General features: G+C 71.9%; 19 protein-coding genes, 3 rRNA genes and 1 pseudogene. 22 read left to right on the top strand and 1 reads right to left on the bottom strand.

Annotation, left to right across the window (positions count from 1 at the left end):
- The first annotated feature begins 140 nt into the window (after positions 1 to 140).
- The 4 genes from BJ989_RS11695 (at position 141) to BJ989_RS11680 (ending at position 6,017) form a co-directional block, all read left to right on the top strand.
- Positions 141 to 1,658 (top strand): 16S ribosomal RNA (locus BJ989_RS11695).
- Between the two features lie 400 nt (positions 1,659 to 2,058).
- Positions 2,059 to 5,175 (top strand): 23S ribosomal RNA (locus tag BJ989_RS11690).
- Positions 5,176 to 5,348: 173 nt separating this feature from the next.
- Positions 5,349 to 5,466 (top strand): 5S ribosomal RNA (gene rrf / locus BJ989_RS11685).
- Together the 16S, 23S and 5S rRNA genes form the textbook arrangement of a ribosomal RNA operon.
- 188 nt (positions 5,467 to 5,654) lie before the next feature.
- A complete protein-coding gene (locus tag BJ989_RS11680) occupies positions 5,655 to 6,017 on the top strand; it encodes a single-stranded DNA-binding protein (RefSeq protein WP_343049300.1) in 363 nt (120 codons plus the stop codon).
- Here the strand turns inward: BJ989_RS11680 and BJ989_RS11675 are convergent.
- Positions 5,992 to 7,116: a DUF1015 family protein gene (locus tag BJ989_RS11675; RefSeq protein ID WP_179518359.1), complete on the bottom strand. Its 1,125-nt coding sequence runs from the start codon at positions 7,114 to 7,116 to the stop codon at positions 5,992 to 5,994. The two genes, BJ989_RS11680 and BJ989_RS11675, sit on opposite strands and share 26 nt — an antisense overlap.
- A 52-nt stretch (positions 7,117 to 7,168) precedes the next feature.
- On the opposite strand from BJ989_RS11675, the gene BJ989_RS11670 reads away from it, so the two are divergent.
- The 18 genes and pseudogenes from BJ989_RS11670 to BJ989_RS11585 all read left to right on the top strand — a co-directional run bounded on the left by BJ989_RS11670 (position 7,169) and on the right by BJ989_RS11585 (position 25,978).
- Positions 7,169 to 8,257, top strand: coding sequence for an HAD-IIA family hydrolase (locus tag BJ989_RS11670; RefSeq protein WP_179518358.1), 1,089 nt, complete (start codon positions 7,169 to 7,171; stop codon positions 8,255 to 8,257).
- Complete coding sequence (locus tag BJ989_RS11665; RefSeq protein ID WP_179518357.1) at positions 8,254 to 8,511, top strand: hypothetical protein; 258 nt, start codon at positions 8,254 to 8,256, stop codon at positions 8,509 to 8,511. Before BJ989_RS11670 ends, BJ989_RS11665 begins: the two co-directional genes overlap by 4 nt.
- A 19-nt stretch (positions 8,512 to 8,530) precedes the next feature.
- Positions 8,531 to 9,265 (top strand): annotated as a pseudogene (locus BJ989_RS11660) (TlyA family RNA methyltransferase); the annotation flags it as partial.
- Positions 9,266 to 9,474: 209 nt separating this feature from the next.
- Positions 9,475 to 10,548, top strand: coding sequence for an NAD kinase (locus BJ989_RS11655; RefSeq protein ID WP_179518355.1), 1,074 nt, complete (start codon positions 9,475 to 9,477; stop codon positions 10,546 to 10,548).
- A 1-nt stretch (position 10,549) separates the two neighbouring features.
- Entirely contained in the window at positions 10,550 to 12,304 is a 1,755-nt protein-coding gene (gene recN, locus BJ989_RS11650; protein WP_179518354.1) for a DNA repair protein RecN, read from the top strand.
- A 66-nt stretch (positions 12,305 to 12,370) separates the two neighbouring features.
- On the top strand, positions 12,371 to 13,615 hold the full coding sequence (gene steA, locus BJ989_RS11645; protein WP_179518353.1) for a putative cytokinetic ring protein SteA: 1,245 nt from the start codon (positions 12,371 to 12,373) through the stop codon (positions 13,613 to 13,615).
- Positions 13,612 to 14,544, top strand: coding sequence for a copper transporter (locus BJ989_RS11640; protein WP_179518352.1), 933 nt, complete (start codon positions 13,612 to 13,614; stop codon positions 14,542 to 14,544). The genes steA and BJ989_RS11640 overlap by 4 nt, the downstream gene beginning before the upstream one ends.
- 11 nt (positions 14,545 to 14,555) lie before the next feature.
- Positions 14,556 to 16,325: a CTP synthase gene (gene pyrG, locus BJ989_RS11635; protein WP_343049299.1), complete on the top strand. Its 1,770-nt coding sequence runs from the start codon at positions 14,556 to 14,558 to the stop codon at positions 16,323 to 16,325.
- A 1-nt stretch (position 16,326) separates the two neighbouring features.
- Entirely contained in the window at positions 16,327 to 16,953 is a 627-nt protein-coding gene (locus tag BJ989_RS11630; RefSeq protein ID WP_343049298.1) for an NUDIX domain-containing protein, read from the top strand.
- Positions 16,954 to 17,018: 65 nt separating this feature from the next.
- Positions 17,019 to 18,134: an alanine dehydrogenase gene (gene ald, locus BJ989_RS11625; protein ID WP_179518351.1), complete on the top strand. Its 1,116-nt coding sequence runs from the start codon at positions 17,019 to 17,021 to the stop codon at positions 18,132 to 18,134.
- Between the two features lie 68 nt (positions 18,135 to 18,202).
- Entirely contained in the window at positions 18,203 to 19,126 is a 924-nt protein-coding gene (locus BJ989_RS11620) for a site-specific tyrosine recombinase XerD (protein WP_425489992.1), read from the top strand.
- Positions 19,123 to 21,771, top strand: coding sequence for a DUF3516 domain-containing protein (locus tag BJ989_RS11615; RefSeq protein ID WP_179518350.1), 2,649 nt, complete (start codon positions 19,123 to 19,125; stop codon positions 21,769 to 21,771). Before BJ989_RS11620 ends, BJ989_RS11615 begins: the two co-directional genes overlap by 4 nt.
- Before the next feature lie 19 nt (positions 21,772 to 21,790).
- Positions 21,791 to 22,114, top strand: a complete 324-nt coding sequence (locus BJ989_RS11610) for a GNAT family N-acetyltransferase (protein ID WP_179518349.1) — start codon at positions 21,791 to 21,793, stop codon at positions 22,112 to 22,114.
- A 221-nt stretch (positions 22,115 to 22,335) separates the two neighbouring features.
- Positions 22,336 to 23,259, top strand: a complete 924-nt coding sequence (locus tag BJ989_RS11605; RefSeq protein WP_179518348.1) for a ParA family protein — start codon at positions 22,336 to 22,338, stop codon at positions 23,257 to 23,259.
- Positions 23,240 to 23,617 carry a hypothetical protein gene (locus BJ989_RS11600; protein WP_343049297.1) on the top strand — a complete coding sequence of 126 codons (378 nt, stop codon included), beginning with the start codon at positions 23,240 to 23,242 and terminating at the stop codon, positions 23,615 to 23,617. The genes BJ989_RS11605 and BJ989_RS11600 overlap by 20 nt, the downstream gene beginning before the upstream one ends.
- A gap of 5 nt (positions 23,618 to 23,622) precedes the next feature.
- Complete coding sequence (locus BJ989_RS11595) at positions 23,623 to 24,501, top strand: segregation and condensation protein A (protein WP_179518346.1); 879 nt, start codon at positions 23,623 to 23,625, stop codon at positions 24,499 to 24,501.
- Positions 24,498 to 25,226 (top strand): SMC-Scp complex subunit ScpB, encoded by a 729-nt coding sequence (gene scpB, locus BJ989_RS11590; protein WP_343049296.1) that lies wholly within the window; start codon positions 24,498 to 24,500, stop codon positions 25,224 to 25,226. The genes BJ989_RS11595 and scpB overlap by 4 nt, the downstream gene beginning before the upstream one ends.
- A complete protein-coding gene (locus BJ989_RS11585) occupies positions 25,223 to 25,978 on the top strand; it encodes a pseudouridine synthase (protein WP_179518345.1) in 756 nt (251 codons plus the stop codon). Before scpB ends, BJ989_RS11585 begins: the two co-directional genes overlap by 4 nt.
- Positions 25,979 to 25,991 lie beyond the last annotated feature (13 nt).

Raw genomic sequence — 25,991 nt, 5'->3', positions numbered from 1 at the left:
CCGTCCGGCTCTCATCGTGTGGCTGGCTGCTCGTGATCGGGTGGTTGGTTGGTGGGGGTTGTACGGATTCCTTTGTGGATGATGATTCTGGCAATGAATATTGTCGGGGTTTGTTCTGCTTGGGTTTGCTCTTTTGTTTTTCAACGGAGAGTTTGATCCTGGCTCAGGACGAACGCTGGCGGCGTGCTTAACACATGCAAGTCGAGCGGTAAGGCCACTTCGGTGGTACACGAGCGGCGAACGGGTGAGTAACACGTGAGTAATCTGCCCTTCACTTCGGGATAAGCCTCGGAAACGGGGTCTAATACCGGATATGACTCGAGGCTGCATGGTCTTGGGTGGAAAGTTCCGGCGGTGGAGGATGAGCTCGCGGCCTATCAGCTTGTTGGTGGGGTGATGGCCTACCAAGGCTTCGACGGGTAGCCGGCCTGAGAGGGTGACCGGCCACACTGGGACTGAGACACGGCCCAGACTCCTACGGGAGGCAGCAGTGGGGAATATTGGACAATGGGCGGAAGCCTGATCCAGCAACGCCGCGTGAGGGATGACGGCCTTCGGGTTGTAAACCTCTTTCGCCTGTGACGAAGCGCAAGTGACTTTAGCAGGTAAAGAAGCACCGGCCAACTACGTGCCAGCAGCCGCGGTAATACGTAGGGTGCGAGCGTTGTCCGGAATTATTGGGCGTAAAGGGCTCGTAGGCGGTTTGTCGCGTCGGGAGTGAAAACCAGGTGCTCAACACCTGGCCTGCTTCCGATACGGGCAGACTAGAGGTATGCAGGGGAGAACGGAATTCCTGGTGTAGCGGTGAAATGCGCAGATATCAGGAGGAACACCGGTGGCGAAGGCGGTTCTCTGGGCATGACCTGACGCTGAGGAGCGAAAGTGTGGGGAGCGAACAGGATTAGATACCCTGGTAGTCCACACCGTAAACGTTGGGCGCTAGGTGTGGGATCCATTCCACGGGTTCCGTGCCGCAGCTAACGCATTAAGCGCCCCGCCTGGGGAGTACGGCCGCAAGGCTAAAACTCAAAGGAATTGACGGGGGCCCGCACAAGCGGCGGAGCATGCGGATTAATTCGATGCAACGCGAAGAACCTTACCTGGGTTTGACATACGCCGGAAACACCTAGAGATAGGTGCCCTTTTTGTCGGTGTACAGGTGGTGCATGGCTGTCGTCAGCTCGTGTCGTGAGATGTTGGGTTAAGTCCCGCAACGAGCGCAACCCTCGTCCTATGTTGCCAGCACGTCGTGGTGGGGACTCATAGGAGACTGCCGGGGTCAACTCGGAGGAAGGTGGGGATGACGTCAAGTCATCATGCCCCTTATGTCCAGGGCTTCACGCATGCTACAATGGCCGGTACAAAGGGCTGCGATCCCGTGAGGGGGAGCGAATCCCAAAAAGCCGGTCTCAGTTCGGATTGGGGTCTGCAACTCGACCCCATGAAGTCGGAGTCGCTAGTAATCGCAGATCAGCAACGCTGCGGTGAATACGTTCCCGGGCCTTGTACACACCGCCCGTCACGTCACGAAAGTCGGCAACACCCGAAGCCGGTGGCCCAACCCGCAAGGGGGGGAGCCGTCGAAGGTGGGGCTGGCGATTGGGACGAAGTCGTAACAAGGTAGCCGTACCGGAAGGTGCGGCTGGATCACCTCCTTTCTAAGGAGCACGCACCGTTGACTCTCCTGCCGTCTGGGTGGGGGAGCGTTGAGTGGTGTTCGCTAGTGGAATCGTCGGTGAATGGCTGGCCTGTCTGTGTGGCTGCTGTCCTCAGTACTACCTGCTGCTCGTCTCTCCCTGTGGGGGGGTGGGGGTGGGTGTGGAACCTGGGTGGTGGTCGTGTGGGTGGGGTGGTCGCTGGTGGCACACTGTTGGGTCCTGAGGGATCACGCGTCGCCCCTGTAGGTGTGGGGGTGGGTGGGGTTGCTCTGGTTCCCGGGCTCGCGCCCCGCTGACGTTGGTCGGTGGTGTGTGTGGGTGGGCCGGGTTGTTGTTTGAGAACTGCACAGTGGACGCGAGCATCTTTGTAGCAATTGTTGTGTCGAGTTTGTTCGATGCGAGACAAGCTGTGAAGGGCACATGGTGGATGCCTTGGCACCAAGAGCCGATGAAGGACGTAGGAGCCTGCGATAAGCCCTGGGGAGTTGGCAACCGAGCGTTGATCCGGGGGTGTCCGAATGGGGAAACCCAGCTGGAGTCATGTCCAGTTACCCGCGCCTGAACACATAGGGCGTGTGGAGGGAACACCGGGAAGTGAAACATCTCAGTACCGGTAGGAAGAGAAAACAACAGTGATTCCGAGAGTAGTGGCGAGCGAAATCGGATGAGGCTAAACCTCATGCGTGTGATAGCCGGCAGGCGTTGCGTGTGGGGGGTCGTGGGACGCATTTTTGTCAGTGCTGCCGTACTGGCGCAGAGTGAGAAACCAGCCGTGAAGTTGAAGCCCACTGGAAAGTGGCGCCGGAGAGGGTGAGAGCCCCGTACGCGTAAGTGGCTGGCTCTGTGAGTGTGTTCCCAAGTAGCACGGAACCCCTGAAATTCCGTGTGAATCTGGCGGGACCACCCGTTAAGCCTAAATACTCCTTGGTGACCGATAGCGGACAAGTACCGTGAGGGAAAGGTGAAAAGTACCCCTGGCGGGGAGTGAAATAGTACCTGAAACCATGTGCCTACAATCCGTCGGAGCATCTCCTTGTGGGGTGTGACGGCGTGCCTTTTGAAGAATGAGCCTGCGAGTTTGCGTTGTGTTGCGAGGTTAACCCGTGTGGGGAAGCCGTAGCGAAAGCGAGTCCGAACAGGGCGTTTGAGTAGCGCGATCAAGACCCGAAGCGGAGTGATCTATCCATGGGCAGGTTGAAGCGCGGGTAAGACCGCGTGGAGGACCGAACCCACTTAGGTTGAAAACTGAGGGGATGACCTGTGGATAGGGGTGAAAGGCCAATCAAACTCCGTGATAGCTGGTTCTCCCCGAAATGCATTTAGGTGCAGCGTTGTGTGTTTCTTGCCGGAGGTAGAGCACTGGATAGCCGATGGGCCCTACCAGGTTACTGACGTTAGCCAAACTCCGAATGCCGGTAAGTGAGAGCGCAGCAGTGAGACTGCGGGGGATAAGCTCCGTAGTCGAGAGGGAAACAGCCCAGACCATCAGCTAAGGCCCCTAAGCGGTGACTAAGTGGAAAAGGATGTGGAGTCGCAGTGACAACCAGGAGGTTGGCTTGGAAGCAGCCACCCTTGAAAGAGTGCGTAATAGCTCACTGGTCAAGTGATTCCGCGCCGACAATGTAGCGGGGCTCAAGTCATCCGCCGAAGCTATGGCATTCACACATATAGCTAAGCCTTCGTGGTTCAGGTGTGTGGATGGGTAGGGGAGCGTCGTGTCGGGAGTGAAGCTGCCGAGTGATCGAGTGGTGGATCCGACACGAGTGAGAATGCAGGCATGAGTAGCGAATCACGTGTGAGAAACACGTGCGCCGAATGATCAAGGGTTCCAGGGTCAAGCTAATCTGCCCTGGGTAAGTCGGGACCTAAGGCGAGGCCGACAGGCGTAGTCGATGGACAACGGGTTGATATTCCCGTACCGGCAAAGTAGCGCCCATGACGAACCCGGTGATGCTAAGTGCCCGAAACCCATCGGATCGGACCCTTCGGGGCGAGACTGGTGGGCGTAGCGCACGACCCGATCTGGTAGTAGTCAAGCGATGGGGTGACGCAGGAAGGTAGTCGGACCGTGGCGATGGTTGTCCACGGCCAAGGGTGTAGGACTCCACGTAGGCAAATCCGCGTGGTGCATGTCTGAGACCTGATGGGGACCCGTATGGGGAAGTCGATGATCCTATGCTGTCGAGAAAAACCTCTAGCGAGCTATGCGCCGCCCGTACCCCAAACCGACTCAGGTGATCAGGTAGAGAATACCAAGGCGATCGAGTGAACCATGGTTAAGGAACTCGGCAAAATGCCCCCGTAACTTCGGGAGAAGGGGGGCCGGATCCGTGACACACCTTGCGTGTGGAAGCGGTGATGGCCGCAGAGACCAGGCCCAAGCGACTGTTTACTAAAAACACAGGTCCGTGCGAAGTTGTAAGACGATGTATACGGACTGACTCCTGCCCGGTGCTGGAAGGTTAAGGGGACGAGTCAGCACACCTTGTGTGTGCGAAGCTCAGAACTTAAGCCCCAGTAAACGGCGGTGGTAACTATAACCATCCTAAGGTAGCGAAATTCCTTGTCGGGTAAGTTCCGACCTGCACGAATGGAGTAACGACTTGGGCGCTGTCTCAACCATGGACTCGGCGAAATTGCACTACGAGTAAAGATGCTCGTTACGCGCGGCAGGACGGAAAGACCCCGGGACCTTTACTATAGTTTGGTATTGGTGTTTGGTTCGGCTTGTGTAGGATAGGTGGGAGACTGTGAAACCTCGACGCCAGTTGGGGTGGAGTCATCGTTGAAATACCACTCTGGTCGTACTAGATGTCTAACCTAGGTCCGTGATCCGGATCAGGGACAGTGCCTGATGGGTAGTTTAACTGGGGCGGTTGCCTCCTAAAATGTAACGGAGGCGCTCAAAGGTTCCCTCAGCCTGGTTGGCAATCAGGTGGCGAGTGTAAGTGCACAAGGGAGCTTGACTGTGAGACAGACATGTCGAGCAGGGACGAAAGTCGGAACTAGTGATCCGGCGCTGGCATGTGGAAGCGGCGTCGCTCAACGGATAAAAGGTACCCCGGGGATAACAGGCTGATCTTCCCCAAGAGTCCATATCGACGGGATGGTTTGGCACCTCGATGTCGGCTCGTCGCATCCTGGGGCTGGAGCAGGTCCCAAGGGTTGGGCTGTTCGCCCATTAAAGCGGCACGCGAGCTGGGTTTAGAACGTCGTGAGACAGTTCGGTCCCTATCCGCCGCGCGCGTAGGAAACTTGAGAAAGGCTGTCCCTAGTACGAGAGGACCGGGATGGACGAACCTCTGGTGTGCCAGTTGTTCCGCCAGGAGCACGGCTGGTTGGCTACGTTCGGAAGTGATAACCGCTGAATGCATCTAAGCGGGAAGCACGTTTCAAGATGAGGTTTCCCACCCGCTTGACGGGGTAAGGCCCCCAGAAGATCACTGGGTTGATAGGCCGGAGGTGTACAGCAGTGATGCCCAGCCGACCGGTACTAATAGGCCGAGGGCTTGTCCCACACACCATCGACCACCCTCTCGACACCTGCGAGAGCTATGTGATGTCACGCGTCCACTGTGCGGTTCCCGAACCACAACCCACCCACGGGAGAAACAACTCCACAAAGGGTGGACCACCACCACACCCCAACGCACCACAGGAGGGGTGACTGGATGGAGGTTCGACACGTGTTACGGCGGCCATAGCGAAACGGGAAACACCCGGTCCCATTCCGAACCCGGAAGTTAAGCCTTTCAGCGCCGATGGTACTGCAACCGCGAGGTTGTGGGAGAGTAGGACGCCGCCGGACAACCCCTTCAGGACAGCCCGCGACCTCGGTCGCGGGCTGTCCTGCGTTCCGGGGTCCGGCAGGCCGTGGTGCGGCGGTGGCCACCGCTCGTGCACAGGCCTCCGACCGGGCGACGCCGTCCACAGCTGGTCCCCTCGGCCTTCTCGAGGGATGCGTGCGGGGGCACGGTGCTGTCTGGAGGTGGTCACGTGACCAGGACGGACGAGGCCGCAGGCGCGGTGGTGGCGGTGAACGAGGTGCGGCTCGCGGGACGGGTCAGCCAGGACCCGGAGCGGCGCGAGCTGCCGAGCGGTGACGAGGTGTGGACCTTCCGGCTCGTGGTCGCTCGGCCGGAGGCGAAGCGCCGCGGCCGCACGAGCGTCGACGCGCTGGAGTGCTCGGCGTGGTCGGGCCGCACGCGGCGCGCGGTGCGCAGCTGGCGCGCCGGCGACCTCGTGGAGGTGGACGGCGCGGTGCGCCGACGGTTCTACCGCACGGGGGCGGGCGCGGCCTCGGTGGTCGAGGTCGAGGTCGAGCGCGCGCGGGTCATCCGTCGCGCAGCGAGCGCATGACGACCCCCAGCGGCGGCTTCGGCTGGAAGGAGGTCGCCTTCTCGGGCAGCAGACGGCCCGCTGCGACGGTCGACAGCACGAGGTCGAAGTCGGGCGCCGGCATCAGCACGGCGACGTCGCGGTCGCGGTCCATCCGCGTGAGCAGGTCGTGCACGGAGTGGTGGTGGGTGACCCCGCCTCCGGTGCGTGGCAGGCGGGGCACCAGGTCCTCGTGCAGGACCTCTACGGCCGGGCGGTCGCGGGCGGTCATCCGCAGCACCGCCCACGCCGTGCCGTCGGTCAGGACCATCGTGTCGGCAGCGAGGGCAGCGATCGCTGTCATCTCCGCCGCTGGTGTGCACGTCAGCCCGGGCAGCCGGCCCACGGCGTCGGCGACGTCGGCCAGCGTGGTGCGCTCCAGGACGCGGTGGATGGCGCCCAGGAAGAGGGGGGTGTCGTCCTGGTCGACCAGCATCGCGAGGCCGCGGTCCCAGGCGGTGCCCGGCGCGGCCGCCTGCAGCGTGAGGTAGGCGGCGTAGCGGTGGTGGCCGTCGGCCAGCAGGGCGTGGGTGCCGGACAGGCCGCGCTCGAGCAGCGCGAGCTCGTCGAGGGCGCGGACTGCCCACACGCGCTGGCTGTGACCGGCCCGGTCCTGCAGGTGGTGGTCGGGCTCGCGGCGCGCGACGGCGCGCACGAGGTCGCGCACCTCCGCGGGTCCGCGGTGGACCAGCAGGATCGGTGCGGGGTTGAGCTCCATCTCGCGCATCCGGTCGGCGAGGTCCTGCGACTGGCGCAGGTGGATCGCCTCGTGGGGCAGGACGGCGGGCAGCTGGTCGGCGCGCGCCCGTCGAGACAGGTCGAGGGCGCCGACCAGACCGCGCACGGTGATGCCCCCGACCGTGTACTCGTGGAGGTAGACCGCCGGCTCCCGGTCGCGCGTCAGCCGGCCGGCACGCTCCCAGCGGGCGAGACGCCGCGCGACGTCACGGTAGGGCCGCGCGAAGGCGCGGGCCGAGGCCGGGTCGCCGACACGACCACCGGTGAGCGTCATCGCGCGGAACGGCTCCAACCGCAACGGCGCGGCCACGGCGGGCGGCGCGACGTCGTCGGAGGAGTCCACCCGGGTGATCGTAGGGTGTGCGGACCAGTCGGCCGACGTCGGGAGGAGACCCGTGCTGGGTGAGAGCGCGCAGCCCCTGCACACCGCCCACGACCTGGTCGTGCTCGACCTCGACGGCGTCGTCTACGTCGGTCCGGACGCCTTGCCGGGTGCGGCCGCGGGCATCCGCTCGGCCCGCGACGCCGGGGCGCAGGTGGCCTTCGTGACCAACAACGCGGCGCGTCCGCCTGCCCGGGTGGCCGAGCACCTCACCTCGCTCGGCGTGCCCGCCGAGCCCGGTGACGTCGTGACGTCGGCGCAGGCAGCCGCCAGCCTGCTGCTCGCAGACCACGGGCCGGGCGCGCCCGTGTGGGTCCTGGGCGCGGCCGGGCTCCGGGAGGCGGTCACGGAGGTCGGACTCCTGCCCGTGCCCGCGCCCGGGAGCGGCGGACGAGCCGGTGGCGGGGAGGGGCGGCGCGAGGAGCCGCTGCCGGTGGCCCTGGTGACCGGGTACGGCCCCGACGTGCGGTGGTCGGAGCTGATGCAGGCCGCGGTGCAGGTAGCCGGCGGACTGCCCTGGGTGGCCAGCAACACCGACCACAGCCTGCCGACACCGGACGGCCGAGCACCCGGGCACGGTGTGCTGGTGCGGATGCTCGCCGACTTCGCCGGCCGCTCGCCGAAGGTCGCGGGCAAGCCCGCCCGTCCGCTGCTCGACGAGACGGTGCGTCGACTCGGTGGCAGCCGGCCGCTGATGGTCGGCGACCGCCTCGACACCGACGTCGAGGGCGCCCGCAACGCCGGCATGGCCTCCTTGCTCGTGCTGACCGGCGTGTCCGGCCTGGGCGAGGTCCTCGGCGCGCCGGCGCACACCCGGACGACCTTCCTCGCACACGACCTGGGCGGCCTCGGCCGCCCCCACGCCGCCCCGCGCCGCGACGGGTCCGGGTGGGTCGCGGGGACGTGGCGCGCGGTGGTGCGCGACGGCCGGCTCGAGGTGACCGAGGGTCCGCGCGGCGCACGGGTGCGGGCACCCGGCCCACCGGATCCCGACGACTGGTGGCGGGCCGCGGCCTGCGCTGCCTGGCAGCACCTCGACGACACCGGCGACGTCGCAGCCCACGACGGCCTGCGCCCGCCGGCCGGTAGCCTGCCCGCATGACGAGCGAGGTCCCGGCGGCACCGACGACGGGGGTCGGCGCCGTCGACCGTGCCCTGGCCGCGCTCGACGCGGTCGAGGACCGCCCGGTCGCCGACCGGGTCGCGGTGTTCGAGCAGGCGCACGCCTCGTTGCGCAGCGCCCTCGATCCCGGTGACGACGACGGGGGCGACGAGGACGGCGCACCGGACGCGGACGGCACGCCCGAGGCGGACGGCACGCCCGAGGCGGACGGCGCGCCCGGCGGGACCGCGTAGCCCCGTGGCGCCCCGCAGGCTGCGCCTCGACGCCGAGCTGGTCCGACGCGGGCTCGCGCGCTCGCGCGAGCACGCCAGCGAGCTGGTGGCGGCCGGGCGCGTCACGGTCCAGGGCGCCCGGGCCACCAAGCCCGCGACTGCCGTGACCACCGACGTCGCGCTGGTGGTCCGCGACGACCCCGACCGGCCCGACTACGTCAGCCGCGGCGGTCACAAGCTCGCCGGTGCGCTCGCGGCGTTCGCACCGCTCGGCCTCGCCGTCGCCGGCCGCCGCGCGCTCGACGCCGGCGCCTCGACCGGGGGCTTCACCGACGTCCTGCTGCGCCACGGCGCCCGCGAGGTGCTCGCCGTCGACGTCGGCTACGGCCAGCTCGCCTGGCGGCTGCGGCAGGACCCGCGGGTGCTGGTGCACGACCGCACCAACGTCCGCGAGCTCGGCCCTGCGCTCGTCGACCCGCCGGTGGACCTCGTCGTCGGCGACCTGTCCTTCATCTCGCTGCTGCTCGTGCTCGATGCGCTCCTCTCGGTGACCGCCCCGGACGGCGACCTGGCGCTCATGGTCAAGCCGCAGTTCGAGGTGGGCAAGGAGCGCGTCGGCAAGGGCGGCGTCGTGCGCGACCCCGCACTGCGGGCCGAGGCGGTGCTCGCCGTGGTGGGGGCTGCGGAGGCCCGGGGCTGGGGCGCCCGGGCCGTCACGACGAGCCCGCTGCCGGGCCCGTCGGGCAACGTCGAGTTCTTCGTGTGGCTGCGCCGCGGACCGGCGGGGGTCGGCGCGGACGAGGTCGCCGCCGAGGTGGCGCGCGACCCCGCCACCCTCGCGCCCCCGGCGCCCGCGCCGCTCACCCCGCCGGAGCCGCCGGCCGGGTCCGGAGGTGGGTCCGCGCCCGGTTCCGCACCCCGTTCCGCTCCCGGTTCCGCGCCCGCTCGCCGGGGAGCGTCGGAGCCGGGTGAGAGGGTGGAGTCGTGAGCGACCCCTCGACCGCGAGCCCGCCGTCACCGCGACCCGCGGCCGACGAGACCGGGCCTGGCGACCCGGCGCGACGCCGCATCCTGCTGCTGGCCCACACGGGGCGGGAGGAGGCCCGTGAGGTCGCCCGCGCCTTCTGCCGAGCGCTGGTCGCGCACGGGCTCGCGGTGCGGTTGCTGCGCAGCGAGGCGGCCGACCTCGCCCTCGAGACCGTCGCGGGTCTCGGCGGCCCCGACGGGCTCGACCCCCACGCCGTCGAGGTCGTCGACGACCCGGTCGGCGCCGACCCGATGACCCCCGACGGCCACGACGGCCCCGGCGACGGGCTGGGGGTGGGCTGCGAGCTGGCCCTCGTCATCGGCGGCGACGGCACCATCCTGCGCGCGGCGGAGATCACGCGTGCCACCGGCACGCCCGTGCTCGGCGTCAACCTCGGCCACGTCGGCTTCCTGGCCGAGGCCGAGCCCGACGACGTCGACTCGACGGTCGAGGCGGTGGCCCACCGGCGCTACACCGCCGAGGACCGCCTCACCCTCGACGTGCGGGTGCACCACGGCGGTGCCGTGGTCTCGCGCACCTTCGCCCTCAACGAGGCCAGCGTCGAGAAGGCGTCGCGCGAGCGGATGCTCGAGGTCGTCGTCGAGGTCGACGGCCGCCCGCTGTCGCGGTGGGGGTGCGACGGGGTGGTCTGCGCGACGCCGACCGGCTCCACCGCCTACAACTTCTCCGCCGGCGGGCCCGTCGTCTGGCCGGGCGTGGAGGCGCTGCTGCTCGTCCCCATCAGCGCGCACGCGCTCTTCGCGCGACCGCTGGTGGTGGCGCCGACCTCGGTGCTCGCCGTCGAGCTCATCAGCACCGCCGCCGGTGCGGGGGTGCTGTGGTGCGACGGTCGCCGCGCTGTCGACCTGCCCCCGGGCGCGCGCATCGAGGTGCGCCGCGGGGAGCGGCCCGTGCGGCTGGTGCGGCTGCACGAGGCGCCGTTCACCGACCGTCTGGTCGCGAAGTTCGGGCTGCCGGTCGAGGGCTGGCGCGGCGCGGCGGAGCGCCGTCGCCGCGAGGAGGGGGTCTGAGGTGCTCGAGGAGATCCGCATCGACTCGCTCGGGGTCATCGACTCCTCGACCCTCGAGCTCGGGCCCGGCCTGACCGTGATCACGGGCGAGACCGGCGCCGGCAAGACGATGGTCGTCACCGCCCTCGGCCTGCTCCTGGGTGGCCGCGCGGACAGCGGTGCCGTCCGCCGGGGCGCTCGCCGGGCCCGGGTCGAGGGCATCGTCGTCGTCGAGGGCCACGACGTGGGCGAGCGGTTCGCCGCGGCGGTCGACGAGGCCGGCGGTGTGGTCGAGGACGACCGGGTGGTGCTCGCTCGCACGCTCGCCGCCGAGGGCCGCAGCCGCGCCTTCGTGGGTGGCGCGGCCGTGCCGGTGGCCACGCTCGCCGACGTCGCCGAGCCGCTGGTGGCGGTGCACGGCCAGTCCGACCAGCACCGGCTGCTGCAGCCCCGCGCCCAGCGACGCGCGCTGGACCGCTTCGCCGGTGCGCCGGTCGCGCGCCTGCTCGCGCGCTGGCGCGAGCAGCACGACGCGCTCGTGTCCTGCGAGCGCGAGCTCGACGAGGTCGTGGCCACGGCCCGCGAGCGGGCCCGGGAGGCCGACCTGCTGCGCTTCGGGCTGCAGGAGGTGGAGGCGGTCGCGCCGGAGCCCGGCGAGGACGCCTCGCTCGCGCGCGAGGAGACCAGGCTCGGCTCTGCCGACACCCTGCGCGCCGCCGCCGAGCTGGCACGCGAGGCGCTCTCGAGCGAGACCGGCGCGCCCGACGCGCTCGCCACCACCGCGGCGGCCCGCACCCAGCTCGAGGCCGTGCGCGGCCAGGACCCCGAGGCCGGCGAGCTGGCCGACCGTCTCGCCGAGGTCACCTACCTGCTCTCCGACGTCGCCGCCGACGTCGCGTCCTACGCCGCTCGCGTCGACACCGACCCGGCCCGCCTCGCCGCCGTCTCCGAGCGCCGCGCGGCGCTGACCGCGCTCACCCGCAAGTACGGCGAGTCGGTCGAGGAGGTGCTCGCCTGGGCCGAGCGCTCCGCCGCCCGGCTGCTCGAGCTCGACGGCACCGACGACGCGATCGAGGAGCTGCGCCGGCGCAGCGCCGCTCTGCGCGAGCAGCTCGCCGACACCGCGGCCGCGCTCACCGCCGCGCGCGCCGAGGCCGCCGAGCGGCTCGCGCGCGAGGTGAGCGAGGAGCTGACCCTGCTGGCGATGCCCCACGCCGAGCTGGGCGTCGCGGTCCGCCAGCACGAGGTGACGACCCCGACGGCCGGCGACCACGGTGCGCTGAAGGTGGGGGAGCGGTGGCTGCGCTTCGGGCGCAGCGGCACCGACGAGGTCGAGCTGCTGCTCGCCGCCAACACCGGCAGCGAGCCCCGGCCGCTCGGCAAGGGCGCCTCGGGCGGCGAGCTCTCCCGCGTGATGCTGGCGCTGGAGGTCGCCCTCGCCGGCACCAGCCCGGTGCCCACCTTCGTCTTCGACGAGGTCGACGCCGGGGTGGGCGGCAAGGCAGCGGTGGAGGTGGGCCGGAGGCTGGCACGGCTGGCCCGCGACGCGCAGGTCCTGGTGGTCACCCACCTGCCCCAGGTCGCGGCCTTCGCCGACCGCCACGTCGTCGTGGCCAAGGCGAGCGACGGGTCGGTGACCACCTCGGGCCTCACCGTGCTCGACGACGGCGAGCGCGAGCGCGAGCTCTCGCGCATGCTGGCCGGCATGGAGGACTCCGACACCGCGCTGGCCCACGCCCGCGAGCTGCTCGACGCCGCGCGCGCCGCCGCCGGCTAGGGCGACGCGCCCGGGCGGCGCAGGTGCGCTGTGACGGGTGGGGCTGCAGGGACAATCGAGCACGCCATGCGCTTCCCCACCCGCACCGCCCCCGCCCCCGTCCTCCCCGGTCTGCGCGGCACCGCCCGCGTCGGCCGTCGCGTCGCCGACCTCCTGCCCCGGCTCCGCCCGGGCGACGTCGTCGTGCTCGCCCAGCACGACCTCGACCGCAGTGCCGCCGAGGCGCTCGCGGCCGCGGGTGTCTCCGCGGTGGTGCACACCGGGCCGCTGCTCTCGGGGCGCTACCCCGCCCAGGGCCCCCAGGTCCTGGCCGACGCCGGCGTGGTCCTGGTCGACGGCCTCGGCGCGGACGCGACCGCCGCCGTGCCCGACGGCGCCGCGGTGCGGGTGCACGACGGCGCGGTGTGGCTCGGCGAGGAGCCGGTCGCCCGCGGTCGCACCGTCGACGCCGAGGTCCTGGCCCACGAGACCGGCGAGGCGCGCCGCGGCCTGGCCCACCAGCTCGAGGTGCTGACGCACACCAGCGCGGAGTTCGTCCGGCGCGAGCAGGACCTCCTGCTGCACGGCACCGGCCTCCCGCGGCTGCACACCTCGCTCGAGGGCCGCACCGTCGTCGTGGTCGCGCCCGGTCGCGACCACGCCCAGGACCTCGCGGGCCTGCGCCCGTTCCTGCGCGAGCAGGACGTCGTGCTCGTCGGCGTCGACACCGGCGCCGACGCGCTGGTCGCGGCGGGGCTGCGGCCCGACGTGCTGGTCGTCGGCCCCGACGAGTCCGACCTGCCCGCGGCCGCGGCCGTCCGTGCCGCCCGCGACCTGGTCGTCCGCGCCGAGCCGGGCACGGGGACGACGGCCGCCGAGCGGTTCGAGGGGCTGCGCACCCGACCCCGTCGGGTCCAGACCGCCGCCGGCTCCGTCGACGTCGCGCTCCTGCTCGCCGACCGTCAGGGCGCCTCGCTCGTGGTCGGCGTCGGGCTCGACGGCCGCCTCGAGGACCTGCTGGACCGGCAGCGGGCCGGCACCGCCGGCACGTTCCTCACCCGGCTCGCGGTGGGCCACCGGCTCGTCGACGCCGCGGCCGTCCCGCACCTCTACTCCGGCCGCGTGCGGCCGCGCCACCTGCTGCTCGTGCTCGTCGCGGGGCTGCTCGCCCTCGCCGCCGCCGTCGCCACGACGCCGGTCGGCCAGGAGTGGACCGACCACGCGAGCACCGTGCTCACCGACCTGGCCGGCCGTGCCTACGACTCCGTGGCCGGCGCGCTCACCGCCACCGTCGACACCGTCGGCGACACCGCCCGAGGACTCCTCCCGTGATCACCTTCCGCCAGCACCTCGTCTCCCTCGTCGCCGTCTTCCTCGCCCTTGCCGTCGGCGTGGTGCTCGGCGGCGGTCCGCTCTCCGACGTCGGTCGCACCAGCCCGACCGCCGCCACCACCGCCGAGGCCGGGCTCGAGGCCTCCTTCGGCGACGCCTTCGCCGCGGCCGCCGCGCCGGCGCTGCTGCGCGACCGGCTCGCCGACCGCTCGGTCGTCGTGGTCACGCTCCCGGGCGCCGACCAGGAGGTGGTCGACGCGCTCCGCGCCCGCGTCGAGGAGGCGGGCGGCGCGCTCACCGGGGCGTACTCCGTCCTGCCGGGCCTGCTGGCCGCCGACGAGAAGGCCCTCGTCGACACGCTCGGCAGCCAGCTCATGACGCAGTACGCTGCGGAGGAGGTCGCTGCCGACGCCCCCACCTACGAGCGGCTGGGCCGGCTGCTCGGGGTGGCGGTCGCGACGACCGACCCGGCCGGTGACGCCGCGGGCCCGCGCTCGCGGTCGCTGCTCGACGGCCTCGCCGGCGGCGGCCTGGTGCAGGCCGACGTCGCGGCCGAGCGCCGCGCACCGCTGGTGCTCGTCGTCGGCGGCGCGGACCCCGAGCCCGCCGAGGCCACCGACACCGACACCACCGACTCCACCGACACCGCCGAGGCCGCCGCGGCCGGCGACGCGATCCTCACCGGCCTCCTCGCCGGGCTGCGGCAGGGCGCGGCCGGTGTGGCGCTGGTCGGCACCACGGAGGCCGGGGCGGAGGGCCGCCTGGGCCGGGTGCGCCAGGACGACGCCCTCGTCGACGTCACCACCGTGGACGGCGCCGAGACGGTCGTGGGGCAGGTCACCACGGTGCTCGCGCTGGCACGGGCGCTCGACGGCACGGCGGGTGACTTCGGTGCGTCGGGCGCCGACGGGGCGGTCCCGCTCGGGTAGGATGGAATCCCGTGAAGCCTTCCGTGACCAAGCACGTGTTCGTCACCGGGGGCGTCGCCTCCTCGCTCGGCAAGGGGCTCACCGCCTCCAGCCTCGGAGCGCTGCTGAAGGCCCGGGGACTGCGGGTCACCATGCAGAAGCTCGACCCCTACCTCAACGTCGACCCCGGCACGATGAACCCGTTCCAGCACGGCGAGGTGTTCGTCACCGAGGACGGCGCCGAGACCGACCTCGACATCGGCCACTACGAGCGGTTCCTCGACACCGACCTCAACCAGATCGCCAACGTCACCACCGGGCAGGTCTACTCCTCGGTGATCGCCAAGGAGCGGCGCGGTGACTACCTCGGCGACACGGTCCAGGTGATCCCGCACATCACCAACGAGATCAAGGACCGCATCCTCGCGATGGGCGGCACCGGCCCCGACGGGGAGCCGGTCGACGTCGTCATCACCGAGATCGGCGGCACCGTCGGCGACATCGAGTCGCTGCCCTTCCTCGAGGCCGCACGCCAGACCCGCCACGACGTGGGCCGCGACCACTGCTTCTTCATCCACGTCTCGCTCGTGCCGTTCATCGGCCCCTCCGGCGAGCTCAAGACCAAGCCGACGCAGCACTCGGTCGCCGCGCTGCGCTCCATCGGCATCCAGCCCGACGCGGTGGTCTGCCGCGCCGACCGCGAGCTGCCCGCCTCGATCAAGCGCAAGATCTCGCTGATGTGCGACGTCGACGAGGAGGCGGTGGTCACCGCCGCCGACGCCCCGTCGATCTACGACATCCCCAAGGTGCTGCACCGTGAGGGTCTCGACGCCTACGTCGTGCGCCGACTCGACCTGCCCTTCCGCGACGTCGACTGGACGCAGTGGGACGACCTGCTGCGCCGCGTCCACCACCCGCGCGAGGAGGTCACGGTCGGCCTGGTCGGCAAGTACGTCGACCTGCCGGACGCCTACCTCTCCGTCGCCGAGGCGCTGCGGGCCGGCGGCTTCGCCCACGAGGCGAAGGTGCACCTGCGCTGGATCCCCTCCGACGAGTGCCAGGACCCTGCCGGTGCCGCCAGGCACCTGCACGACGTCGACGCCGTCTGCGTGCCGGGCGGCTTCGGCATCCGCGGCATCGAGGGCAAGCTCGGCGCCCTGACCTACGCCCGCACGCACGGCATCCCCACGCTCGGGCTGTGCCTGGGGCTGCAGTGCATGGTCATCGAGTACGCCCGCACGGTGGCCGACATCGCCGGCGCCGGGTCGACCGAGTTCGACGCCGCCACCCCCGAGCCGGTCATCGCCACGATGGAGGAGCAGAAGAACTTCGTCGAGGGCGCCGGCGACCTGGGCGGCACGATGCGCCTGGGCCGCTACCCCGCCCGGCTGAAGGCCGGCAGCGTCGTGCGCGCGGCGTACGGCGCGGAGACGGTGAGCGAGCGCCACCGGCACCGCTACGAGGTCAACAACGCCTACCGGCCGCGGCTGGAGGAGGCGGGCCTGGTCTTCTCGGGCACCTCGCCCGACGACCGGCTCGTCGAGTTCGTCGAGCTGCCCGCCGACGTCCACCCCTACTACGTCGCGACGCAGGCGCACCCCGAGCTGAAGTCGCGCCCCACGCGCCCGCACCCTCTCTTCCGCGGCCTCGTCGGTGCGGCCATCGCCCGCCAGCGCGAGCTGCGCTTCCCGATCGACGAGACCGGGCTGCGCCGCCGCGACGACGGCGGTCCCGCGGCCGTCCCGGCCGGCGCCGCGCCCACCGCCACCGCCAGCGCCACCGCCACCGCCGACGGAGCCTGAGGTGGCCGGCGAGGACCGTCCCGTCTGGGCTCGCGCGCTGCGCGACGCGCCCGCGGAGTGGCCGGTCGAGTCCTCGCGCGACCTGCACCGCGACGACTGGGTGGTCGCCCTGCGCGAGGACCGCTTGCGCCGCCCCGGTGCGCCCGCGTCGGAGGGCGCCTTCCGCCGCCTGGTGCTCGAGCACCCCGGCGCGGTGGTCGTGCTCGCGGTCGACGAGGACGACCGGGTGCTGTGCCTGTGGCAGTACCGCCACGCCGCGCGCCACCGCTTCGTCGAGCTGCCCGCGGGGCTCCTCGACGCCGGTGGCGAGTCGCCCGAGGAGGTCGCGCGCCGCGAGCTGGTCGAGGAGGCCGAGCTCGAGGCCGAGTCGTGGACCCACCTGGCCACCACGTGGTCCTCGCCGGGCGTGAGCGACGAGCGGGTCCACACCTTCGTCGCCCGCGGTCTGCGCCACGTCGACCGCGGTGACTTCGCCCCCGCCCACGAGGAGGCCGACATGGAGGTCGCGTGGGTCCACTTCTCCGAGCTGCTGCGGGCCGTCGTGGAGGGCCGGGTGACCGACGCGCCCCTGGCCGTCGCCGTGCTGCTCGCGCACACGCGCGGGCTGGTCGCCCCCCGCCCGGCGTGACCCCGGTCACGGGATAGGTTGGCGCCCGCGCCACAGCGTCGTGGCGCCACGAGGAGGAGAGCAGCGTGAAGGTCGGGGTCCCGAAGGAAGTCAAGAACCACGAGTACCGCGTGGCCGCCACGCCGATCGTCGTGCGCGAGCTCACGGCGCGCGGCCACGAGGTCGTCGTGCAGACCGGCGCCGGGTTCGGCTCGTCGATCCCCGACGAGGAGTACGTCGCAGCGGGCGCCCGGTTGGCCCCCGACGCCGACGCGGTGTGGGGCGAGGCCGAGATGGTGCTCAAGGTCAAGGAGCCCGTCGCGGAGGAGTACCACCGCATGCGCGAGGGGCAGGTGCTCTTCACCTATCTCCACCTGGCCGCCGACCGCGCGCTCACCGACGAGCTCGTGGCGCGCCGGGTGACCGCCATCGCCTACGAGACCGTGCAGCTGCCCTCGGGCGGGCTGCCCCTGCTCTACCCGATGTCGGAGGTCGCCGGGTGCCTCGCGCCCCAGGTCGGCGCCCACGAGCTGCTCAAGGCCCGCGGCGGCCGCGGCGTGCTCCTCGGCGGCGTCGGCGGTGTGGCCAACGCCAAGGTGGTCGTCATCGGCGCCGGCGTGGCGGGCCAGAACGCCGCCAACATCGCGCTCGGCATGGGGGCCGACGTCACCCTCCTCGACACCGACCTCGACAAGCTCCGCATGTCGTTCTGGCGCTACAACAACCGGGTCCACGGGCTCGCCTCGTCGCGCCTGGCGATCGAGCAGCAGGTCACCGAGGCCGACCTCGTCATCGGTGCCGTGCTGATCCCCGGCGCGGCGGCACCGAAGCTCGTCACCAACGACCTGGTCGCCCAGATGAAGCCCGGCTCCGTGCTCGTCGACATCGCCGTCGACCAGGGCGGCTGCTTCGAGGACACCCGTCCCACCACCCACGACGACCCGACCTTCGCCGTCCACGACTCGACGTTCTACTGCGTCGCGAACATGCCGGGTGCGGTGCCGACCACCTCGACCTACGCCCTGACCAACGCGACGCTGCCCTACACCGTCGCGCTGGCCGACAAGGGCTGGGAGCAGGCGCTGCGCGACGACGCCGGCCTCGCGCTGGGTCTCAACACCCACGCCGGCGCCCTCACCAACGCCCCCGTCGCCGAGGCCCACGGACTCGACGCCACGCCGCTCGCGTCCGTGCTGGCCTGAGCCCCACCCGCGAGCAGACCCTGACCCCGCTGGAGCGCGCCGTCCGCACCTACCTCGACCACCTCGGGGTGGAGCGCGGGCTGGCCGCCAACACCCTGAGCTCCTACCGCCGCGACCTGCGCCGCTACACGGCGCACCTCGCCGGCCGCGGGGTGGAGCACCTCGACGAGGTCGGCGAGGCGGAGGTGGCGGCGTTCCTGGTGCACCTGCGCGAGGGCGACGCCGACCACCCGCCGCTCTCGGCCACCTCGGCGGCGCGGACCCTGGTGGCCGTGCGCGGGTTCCACCGGTTCGCCGTCGCCGACGGGCTCGCGGCCGCCGACCCGGCGGCGGCGGTGAAGCCGCCGAGCCCCGCCAAGCGGCTGCCCAAGGCGCTGCCGCTGCGCGACGTCGAGGCCATCCTCGAGGCAGCCGGCGCCCCGGGCACCACCCTGGCCCTGCGCGACCGCGCCCTGCTCGAGGTGCTCTACGGCACCGGGGCGCGGATCTCCGAGGCCGTCGGGCTCGACGTCGACGACCTCGACCTGGGGCCCGCACCGACTCCCGACACCGGCCACGGCGACGCCGGCACACCGCGGGAGGGCACCGTGCTGCTGCGCGGCAAGGGCGGCAAGCAGCGCCTCGTGCCGGTCGGCCGCTACGCGCTCGAGGCGGTGGAGGCCTACCTCGTGCGCGCCCGCGGCGAGCTGGTGCGCGCGGGCCGCGGCACGCCCGCCCTCTTCCTCAACGCCCGCGGTGGCCGGCTCTCGCGCCAGAGCGCGTGGGCGGTGCTGGGCCGTGCGGCCGAGCGCGCGGGGGTCGGCGTCGAGGTCTCCCCGCACACCCTGCGCCACTCCTTCGCCACGCACCTGCTCGACGGCGGCGCCGACGTGCGCGTGGTGCAGGAGCTGCTCGGCCACGCCTCGGTGACCACCACGCAGGTCTACACGCTGGTCACCGTCGAGAACCTCCGCGAGGTCTTCGCCACCGCCCACCCCCGGGCACGCGCGTGAGCACCCCCGGGCCGGCCACCGGCGCCACGCTCGCCGACCTCGCCCCGCCGGCGGGCCAGGCCGACGCCGACACCCTCTACGACGTCTTCAGCGGGTGGGCCACCGAGCGCGGGCTCTCGCCGTACGCCCACCAGGACGAGGCCGTCATCGAGCTGCTGAGCGGGCACAACGTGGTGCTGGCGACGCCCACCGGGTCGGGCAAGTCGCTGGTCGCGACGGCGGCGCAGTTCGCCGCCCTGGCCCAGGACCGCGTCAGCTTCTACACCGCCCCGATCAAGGCGCTGGTGAGCGAGAAGTTCTTCGCGCTGTGCGAGGTCTTCGGCGCCGACAACGTCGGCATGCTCACCGGCGACGCGGCGGTCAACGCCGACGCCCCGGTCATCTGCTGCACCGCCGAGGTGCTCGCCAACATCGCGCTGCGCGAGGGCGCCCGGGCCGACGTCGGGCTCGTGGTGATGGACGAGTTCCACTACTACGGCGACCCGCAGCGCGGCTGGGCCTGGCAGGTGCCGCTGCTCGAGCTGCCGCAGGCGCAGTTCCTGCTGATGTCGGCCACCCTCGGCGACGTCACGGCCATCGCCGAGGACCTCACCCGCCGCAACGGTCGCGAGACGGTCGTGGTGGACGACGCCGAGCGGCCGGTGCCGCTGAGCTTCAGCTACGCCATGACCCCCCTGCAGGAGACGCTGGAGGAGCTGGTGACGACGGGGCAGGCGCCCGTCTACGTCGTGCACTTCACCCAGGCCGCGGCCGTCGAGCACGCCACCTCGCTGCTCGGCACCCCGGTGGCGGGTCGCGAGGACCGCGATGCCATCGCCGAGCGGGTCGCGGGCTTCCGCTTCGCCGCCGGCTTCGGCAAGACCCTGGGCAAGCTGCTGCGCCACGGCATCGGCGTGCACCACGCCGGCATGCTGCCGCGCTACCGCCGGCTGGTCGAGCAGCTCGCCCAGGCCGGGCTGCTGCGGGTCGTCTGCGGCACCGACACGCTCGGCGTGGGCATCAACGTGCCGATCCGCACCGTGCTGTTCACCGGGCTCGCGAAGTTCGACGGCACCCGGCAGCGCGTGCTGCGCGCCCGGGAGTTCCAGCAGATCGCCGGACGCGCCGGGCGCGCCGGCTACGACACCGCGGGCTACGTGGTGGTGCAGGCGCCCGAGCACGTCATCGAGAACGAGAAGGCGCTCGCCAAGGCCGGCGACGACCCGAAGAAGCGGCGCAAGGTGCAGCGCAAGAAGCCTCCCGAGGGTGCCGTCGTGTGGAGCGAGGAGACCTACGACAAGCTCGTCGCCGGCGCACCCGAGCGGCTGCAGTCGCGGATGCGGGTCGACAACTCCGTGCTCCTCAACGTCGTGGCCCGCGAGGAGGACGCCTTCGCGGTCCTGCGGCGGCTGCTCACCGACAACCACGAGGACCGTCGCCAGCAGCTGCGGCTCGCGCGCCGCGCGCTGCGACTCGCCCGCAGCCTGGTCGCCTCCGGGGTGCTGACCCGCCTCGAGGAGCCCGACGCGCACGGCCGGCGCTACGTCCTCACCGTCGACCTGCCCGCCGACTTCGCGCTCAACCAGCCCCTGGCGCACTTCGCCCTCGAGGCGCTCGACGTGCTCGACCCCGACGCCCCGACGTACACCCTCGACGTGGTCTCGGTCGTCGAGGCGGTCCTCGAGGCGCCGCGGCAGGTGCTCATGGCCCAGCAGTTCCACGCCCGCGGGGAGGCCGTGGCCGAGATGAAGGCCGACGGCGTCGAGTACGACGAGCGCATGGCGCTGCTGGAGGAGATCACCTGGCCGCAGCCGCTCGCCGAGCTGCTCGAGGCGGTCTACGAGACCTACCGCGGCGCCCACCCGTGGCTGCCCGAGGACGCGCTCGGGCCCAAGTCGGTCGTGCGCGAGATGTACGAGCAGGGGATGGGCTTCACCGAGTTCGTCTCGCGCTACCAGCTCGCCCGCTCCGAGGGCCTGGTGCTGCGCTACCTCACCGACGCCTACCGCACGCTGCGCCAGACGGTGCCCGAGCGCCACCGCACCGAGGAGCTCGAGGAGCTCGTCGAGTGGCTGGGGGAGACCGTGCGGCAGACCGACTCCTCGCTGCTCGACGAGTGGGAGGCGCTCACCGACCCCGACGCGGTGCGCCGCGCGGCCGAGGCCGCCGCGCAGCGCAGCGAGCCCTTGCCGCCGAGCTCACCGCGGCCGATCTCGCTGCAGGAGCGGGCCTTCCGGGTCATGGTGCGCAACGCCGTGTGGCACCGCGTCGAGATGGCGGCGCGCGACGACGTCGACGGACTGGTCAAGGGGGAGCGCGCAGCCGCCGACCGCACCGACCCGCCGCGCACCGTGGTGATGACCCGCTCGCGGTGGGACGAGGCGCTCGAGGACTACTACGCCGAGCACGACCGCATCGGCACCGGCGGCGACGCCCGCGGCCCGGCGCTGTTCCAGGTCGAGCCGGGCACCGGCCCGCGCCCCGGCACCGACGACGCCGACCGCGAGCCGGGCGAGGCGCCCGCGGTGCGGCTGTGGCGGGTGCGCCAGGTGCTCGACGACCCCGCCGGCCACCACGACTGGGTGCTCGAGTGCGAGGTCGACCTCGACGCCTCCGACGAGCTCGGCGAGGCGGTCGTGCTGGCCACCGCGCTGCGCCGGCTGTGAGCGGGCGTAGGGTCGGCGCATGAGCGCTGAGGCGAGCACCGGTCCGGGCGTCACCGTCGTCGACGCCGAGGACGCCAGCCGCTTCGAGGCCCGCGTCGGCGGCGCCGACGGCGACCTCGCGGGCTTCGCGGCCTACGAGCTCGACGGGCACGCGATCGTCTTCACCCACACCGAGGTGGACCCTGCCTTCGGCGGCCAGGGCGTCGGCACGGCGCTGGTGCGAGGTGCCCTCGACACCCTGCGCGAGCGCGGCGGGCTGCGCGTCGTCCCGCGCTGCTCCTTCGTCAAGCGCTTCGTCGACGAGCACCCCGACTACGCGGAGCTGCTGAGCCCGCCCCTGTGAGCCCGCCCCTGTGAGCCCGCCCCTGTGGTCCCGCCGCGAGAGCCGGGCGCTTGTGGGCGGCGGCCGACCGGTCTAGCGTCCGGGCATCCCCGGGACCAGGGTCGAGAAGTCGACACCTACAGTGTGCGGCGGCACACGAGGCTCCCCGCCGCGGTGCCGCCGCGACGACGCCGCGACGCCGGCCCGGACCTCCACCCACCACGACCGCGGGAGATGAGCGCGTGACCGACCCCCTGCCGTTCGACCAGCCGCGAGCCGCGGCGCCCGCCGCCGGCTCCACCGGCACGGCGGAGCTGGGACCGACCGGTCGCCCGCTGCCGGTGCTGCCCGAGCCGCAGCCGCTGCACGCCCACGGCGGCGCCCGGGTGGTGTCGATGTGCAACCAGAAGGGCGGGGTCGGCAAGACCACCACCACCATCAACCTCGGGGCCGCGCTCGCCGAGTACGGCCGCAAGGTGCTGCTGGTCGACTTCGACCCGCAGGGCTCCCTGTCGGTCGGGCTGGGGCTCAACCCCCACGAGATGGACCTCACCGTCTACAACCTGCTGATGGAGCGCGACGTCGCGATCGCCGACGTCGTCGTGCCCTCCGGCGTGCCGGGCATGGACCTGCTGCCCTCCAACATCGACCTGTCGGCCGCCGAGGTGCAGCTCGTCCACGAGGTCGCCCGCGAGCAGACCTTGCAGCGGGTGCTCGCCCCGGCCCTCGCCGACTACGACGTCGTGCTCATCGACTGCCAGCCCTCGCTGGGCCTGCTCACGGTCAACGCCCTGACCGCGTCGCACGGCGTCATCATCCCGCTCGAGTGCGAGTACTTCGCGCTGCGCGGCGTCGCGCTCCTCAAGACCACCATCGACAAGGTGCGCGAGCGGCTCAACCCCGCGCTCGAGGTCGACGGCGTGCTCGGCACGATGTTCGACGGCCGCACCCTGCACAGCCGCGAGGTGATGGAGCGGCTGGTGCAGGCGTGGGGGGACAAGGTCTTCCACACCGTCATCCGCCGCACCGTGAAGTTCTCCGACTCGACCGTCGCCGGCGAGCCGATCCTGTCCTACGCCTCCTCCTCGGCCGGCGCGGAGTCCTACCGCCAGCTCGCGAGGGAGGTGCTGGCCCGTGTCTCGTCGGGTGAGGCTGCCGGACGCTGACGACCTGTTCCGGCCCACCGCGCCTGCGGAGCAGGCGCCGCCCACGGCGCCCGCCATCCCGGCCACGGCACCCGGCGCTGCCCCGGCCGCTCCGACAGGCCGCGCCACGGGTGCGGGGGAGGCTGCCGGGTCGACCCGCGCCGCCAGCGGCCGGGTCAAGCACGACGAGAAGATGACCGTCTACGTCACCGCCGACGAGCTGCACCGCGTCGAGGACGCCCGCCTCGCGCTGCGCCGCCACCACGGCCTGGCCGTCGACCGCGGCCGGCTCGTGCGCGAGGCCGTCGCCCTCGTGCTCGACGACCTCGACTCCCAGGGCGCGGACAGCCCGCTGGTGCGTCGGCTGACCGAGGGGTGAGTCCCGTGGCGGCCCCCGCCCCGACCCCGGACGCCTCGTCCGAGGCGGCGTCCGGTGCCTCGTCGGACGCCCCCGCGTTCGCGGTGCACCTCGACAACTTCGAGGGGCCCTTCGACCTGCTGCTCAGCCTCGTGGCGAAGCACCAGCTCGACATCACCGAGGTCGCGCTGTCGCGGGTGACCGACGAGTTCATCGCCCACGTCAAGGCCGGGGGTCCGCACTGGGACCTCGAGCAGACCTCCTCGTTCCTCCTCGTCGCCGCCACCCTGCTCGACCTCAAGGCCGCTCGGCTGCTGCCGCAGGGCGACGTCGAGGACGAGGAGGACCTCGCGCTGCTGGAGGCCCGGGACCTGCTCTTCGCCCGGCTCCTGCAGTACCGCGCGTTCAAGCAGGTCGCGGGGGTCCTCGAGCGGCGTCTCGCCGCCGAGTCGCGGCGCTTCCCGCGGGTGGTGGGGCTCGAGGAGCGCTTCGCCACGCTGCTGCCGGAGGTGCTGATCGGCGTCGGGCTCGAGCAGTTCGCCGCGCTGGCGGCCCGGGCGATGGAGCCGAAGCCCGTGCTCGAGGTGTCGCTGGCCCACATCCACGCCCCGGCGGTCAGCGTCCGGGAGCAGGGGGTGCTCGTCGCCGAGCGGCTCCGCCTGGCCGGCACCGCCACCTTCCGCGCCCTGTGCCGCGACTCGCCCGACACCCTCACCACCGTCGCCCGCTTCCTCGCGCTCCTCGAGCTCTTCCGCGAGGGTGCGGTCGGCTTCGAGCAGGTCACCCCGCTCGGGGAGCTGACGGTGCGCTGGACCGGCGGCGAGGACGAGGTCGAGATCACCGACGAGTTCGACGGCGCCCCGCCCGAGGGCGCGCCCGACCGACCCCCGGGAGGACAGCCGTGACCACGCCCGCCGCACCCGAGACCCTCGAGGTGGCGCTCGCGGAGCTGCGCCCCGCGCTCGAGGCGATCCTGATGGTCTCCGACCAACCGGTCGACCACGTCGTCCTGGCCAGCGCGGTCGGCCACCCCGTCGCCGACGTCGAGGCGGCGCTCACCGCGCTCGCCGAGGAGTACGACGCGCAGCGCCGCGGCTTCGAGCTGCGGCGGGTCGCGGGCGGCTGGCGCTACAGCACCCGCGAGGAGCTCGCCCCCGTCGTCGAGGCGTTCGTGCTCGACGGCCAGCAGGCCCGCCTGACCCAGGCCGCGCTCGAGACGCTCGCCGTCGTCGCCTACCGCCAGCCGGTCTCCCGCGCGCGGGTGTCGGCGATCCGCGGGGTCAGCGTCGACGGCGTGATGCGCACGCTGGTCACCCGCGGGCTGGTCGAGGAGGCGGGGCAGGACCCTGAGAGCGGTGCCCACCTCTACCGCACCACCACCTACTTCCTCGAGCGCATCGGCATCCGGTCGCTCGACGAGCTGCCCGAGCTCGCGCCCTACCTCCCGGAGATGGACGACGTCGCCGACGAGCTGGCCCGTGTGGAGGGCCCGCGGCCCGCCGCGGTCGACGAGGCCCTGCCGGCGCCCGACGACCGGGGCAGCACCGGCGGGACGAGCAGCACCGGCGGGACGACCACGACCGACGAGACCGGCGAGACCGACGAGACGACCGAGGGGACCGGCGCGTGATCGAGACCGACGACGAGGGGCTCGTGCGCCTGCAGAAGCTGCTGGCGACGTCGGGGGTCGCCTCGCGCCGCAAGTGCGAGGAGCTGATGCTCGACGGCCAGGTCGAGGTCGACGGGGAGGTCGTCACCCGGCTCGGCACCAAGGTCGACCCGCGCACCGCCGTCGTCCGGGTGGCCGGCAAGCGGCTGCCGCCGGTCTCCGAGAAGGTCTACCTCGTCCTGCACAAGCCGCGCGGCGTGGTGTCGACGATGTCGGACCCCGAGGGCCGCCGCACCCTGCAGGACCTGGTCGACGACCGGCCCGAGCGGCTCTTCCACGTCGGGCGCCTCGACACCGACACCTCCGGGCTGATCCTGCTCACCAACGACGGCGACTTCGCCCAGCGCATGGCGCACCCGTCGTACGAGGTGGACAAGACCTACGTCGCCGAGGTCGACGGCGAGGTCTCCAAGGCGACGCTGCAGCGGCTGCGCGACGGGGTCGTGCTCGAGGACGGCCCCGTCGAGGTGCGCTCGGTGCGCCTCGTCAGCCGCGGGGAGGGTGGTGCCCGGGGACGCAGCATCGTCGAGCTCGTGATCCACGAGGGGCGCAACCGCATCGTGCGCCGGCTCCTCGACGAGGTCGGGCACCCCGTGCGCACCCTCACCCGCACGGCGATCGGCCCGGTCGTGCTGCGCGGCCTGCGCAGCGGCGCGCTGCGCGAGCTGACCCGCGAGGAGCTGGGCGCGCTGCTCGACCGGGCGCAGCTCTAGGCCCGGCCCGGTC

The sequence above is a fragment of the Nocardioides perillae genome (assembly GCF_013409425.1).
GTDB classification, from domain to species: domain Bacteria; phylum Actinomycetota; class Actinomycetes; order Propionibacteriales; family Nocardioidaceae; genus Nocardioides; species Nocardioides perillae.
The sequence above is the reverse complement of the archived record's forward strand: the minus strand, read 5'-3'. Positions and strand labels throughout refer to the sequence as shown.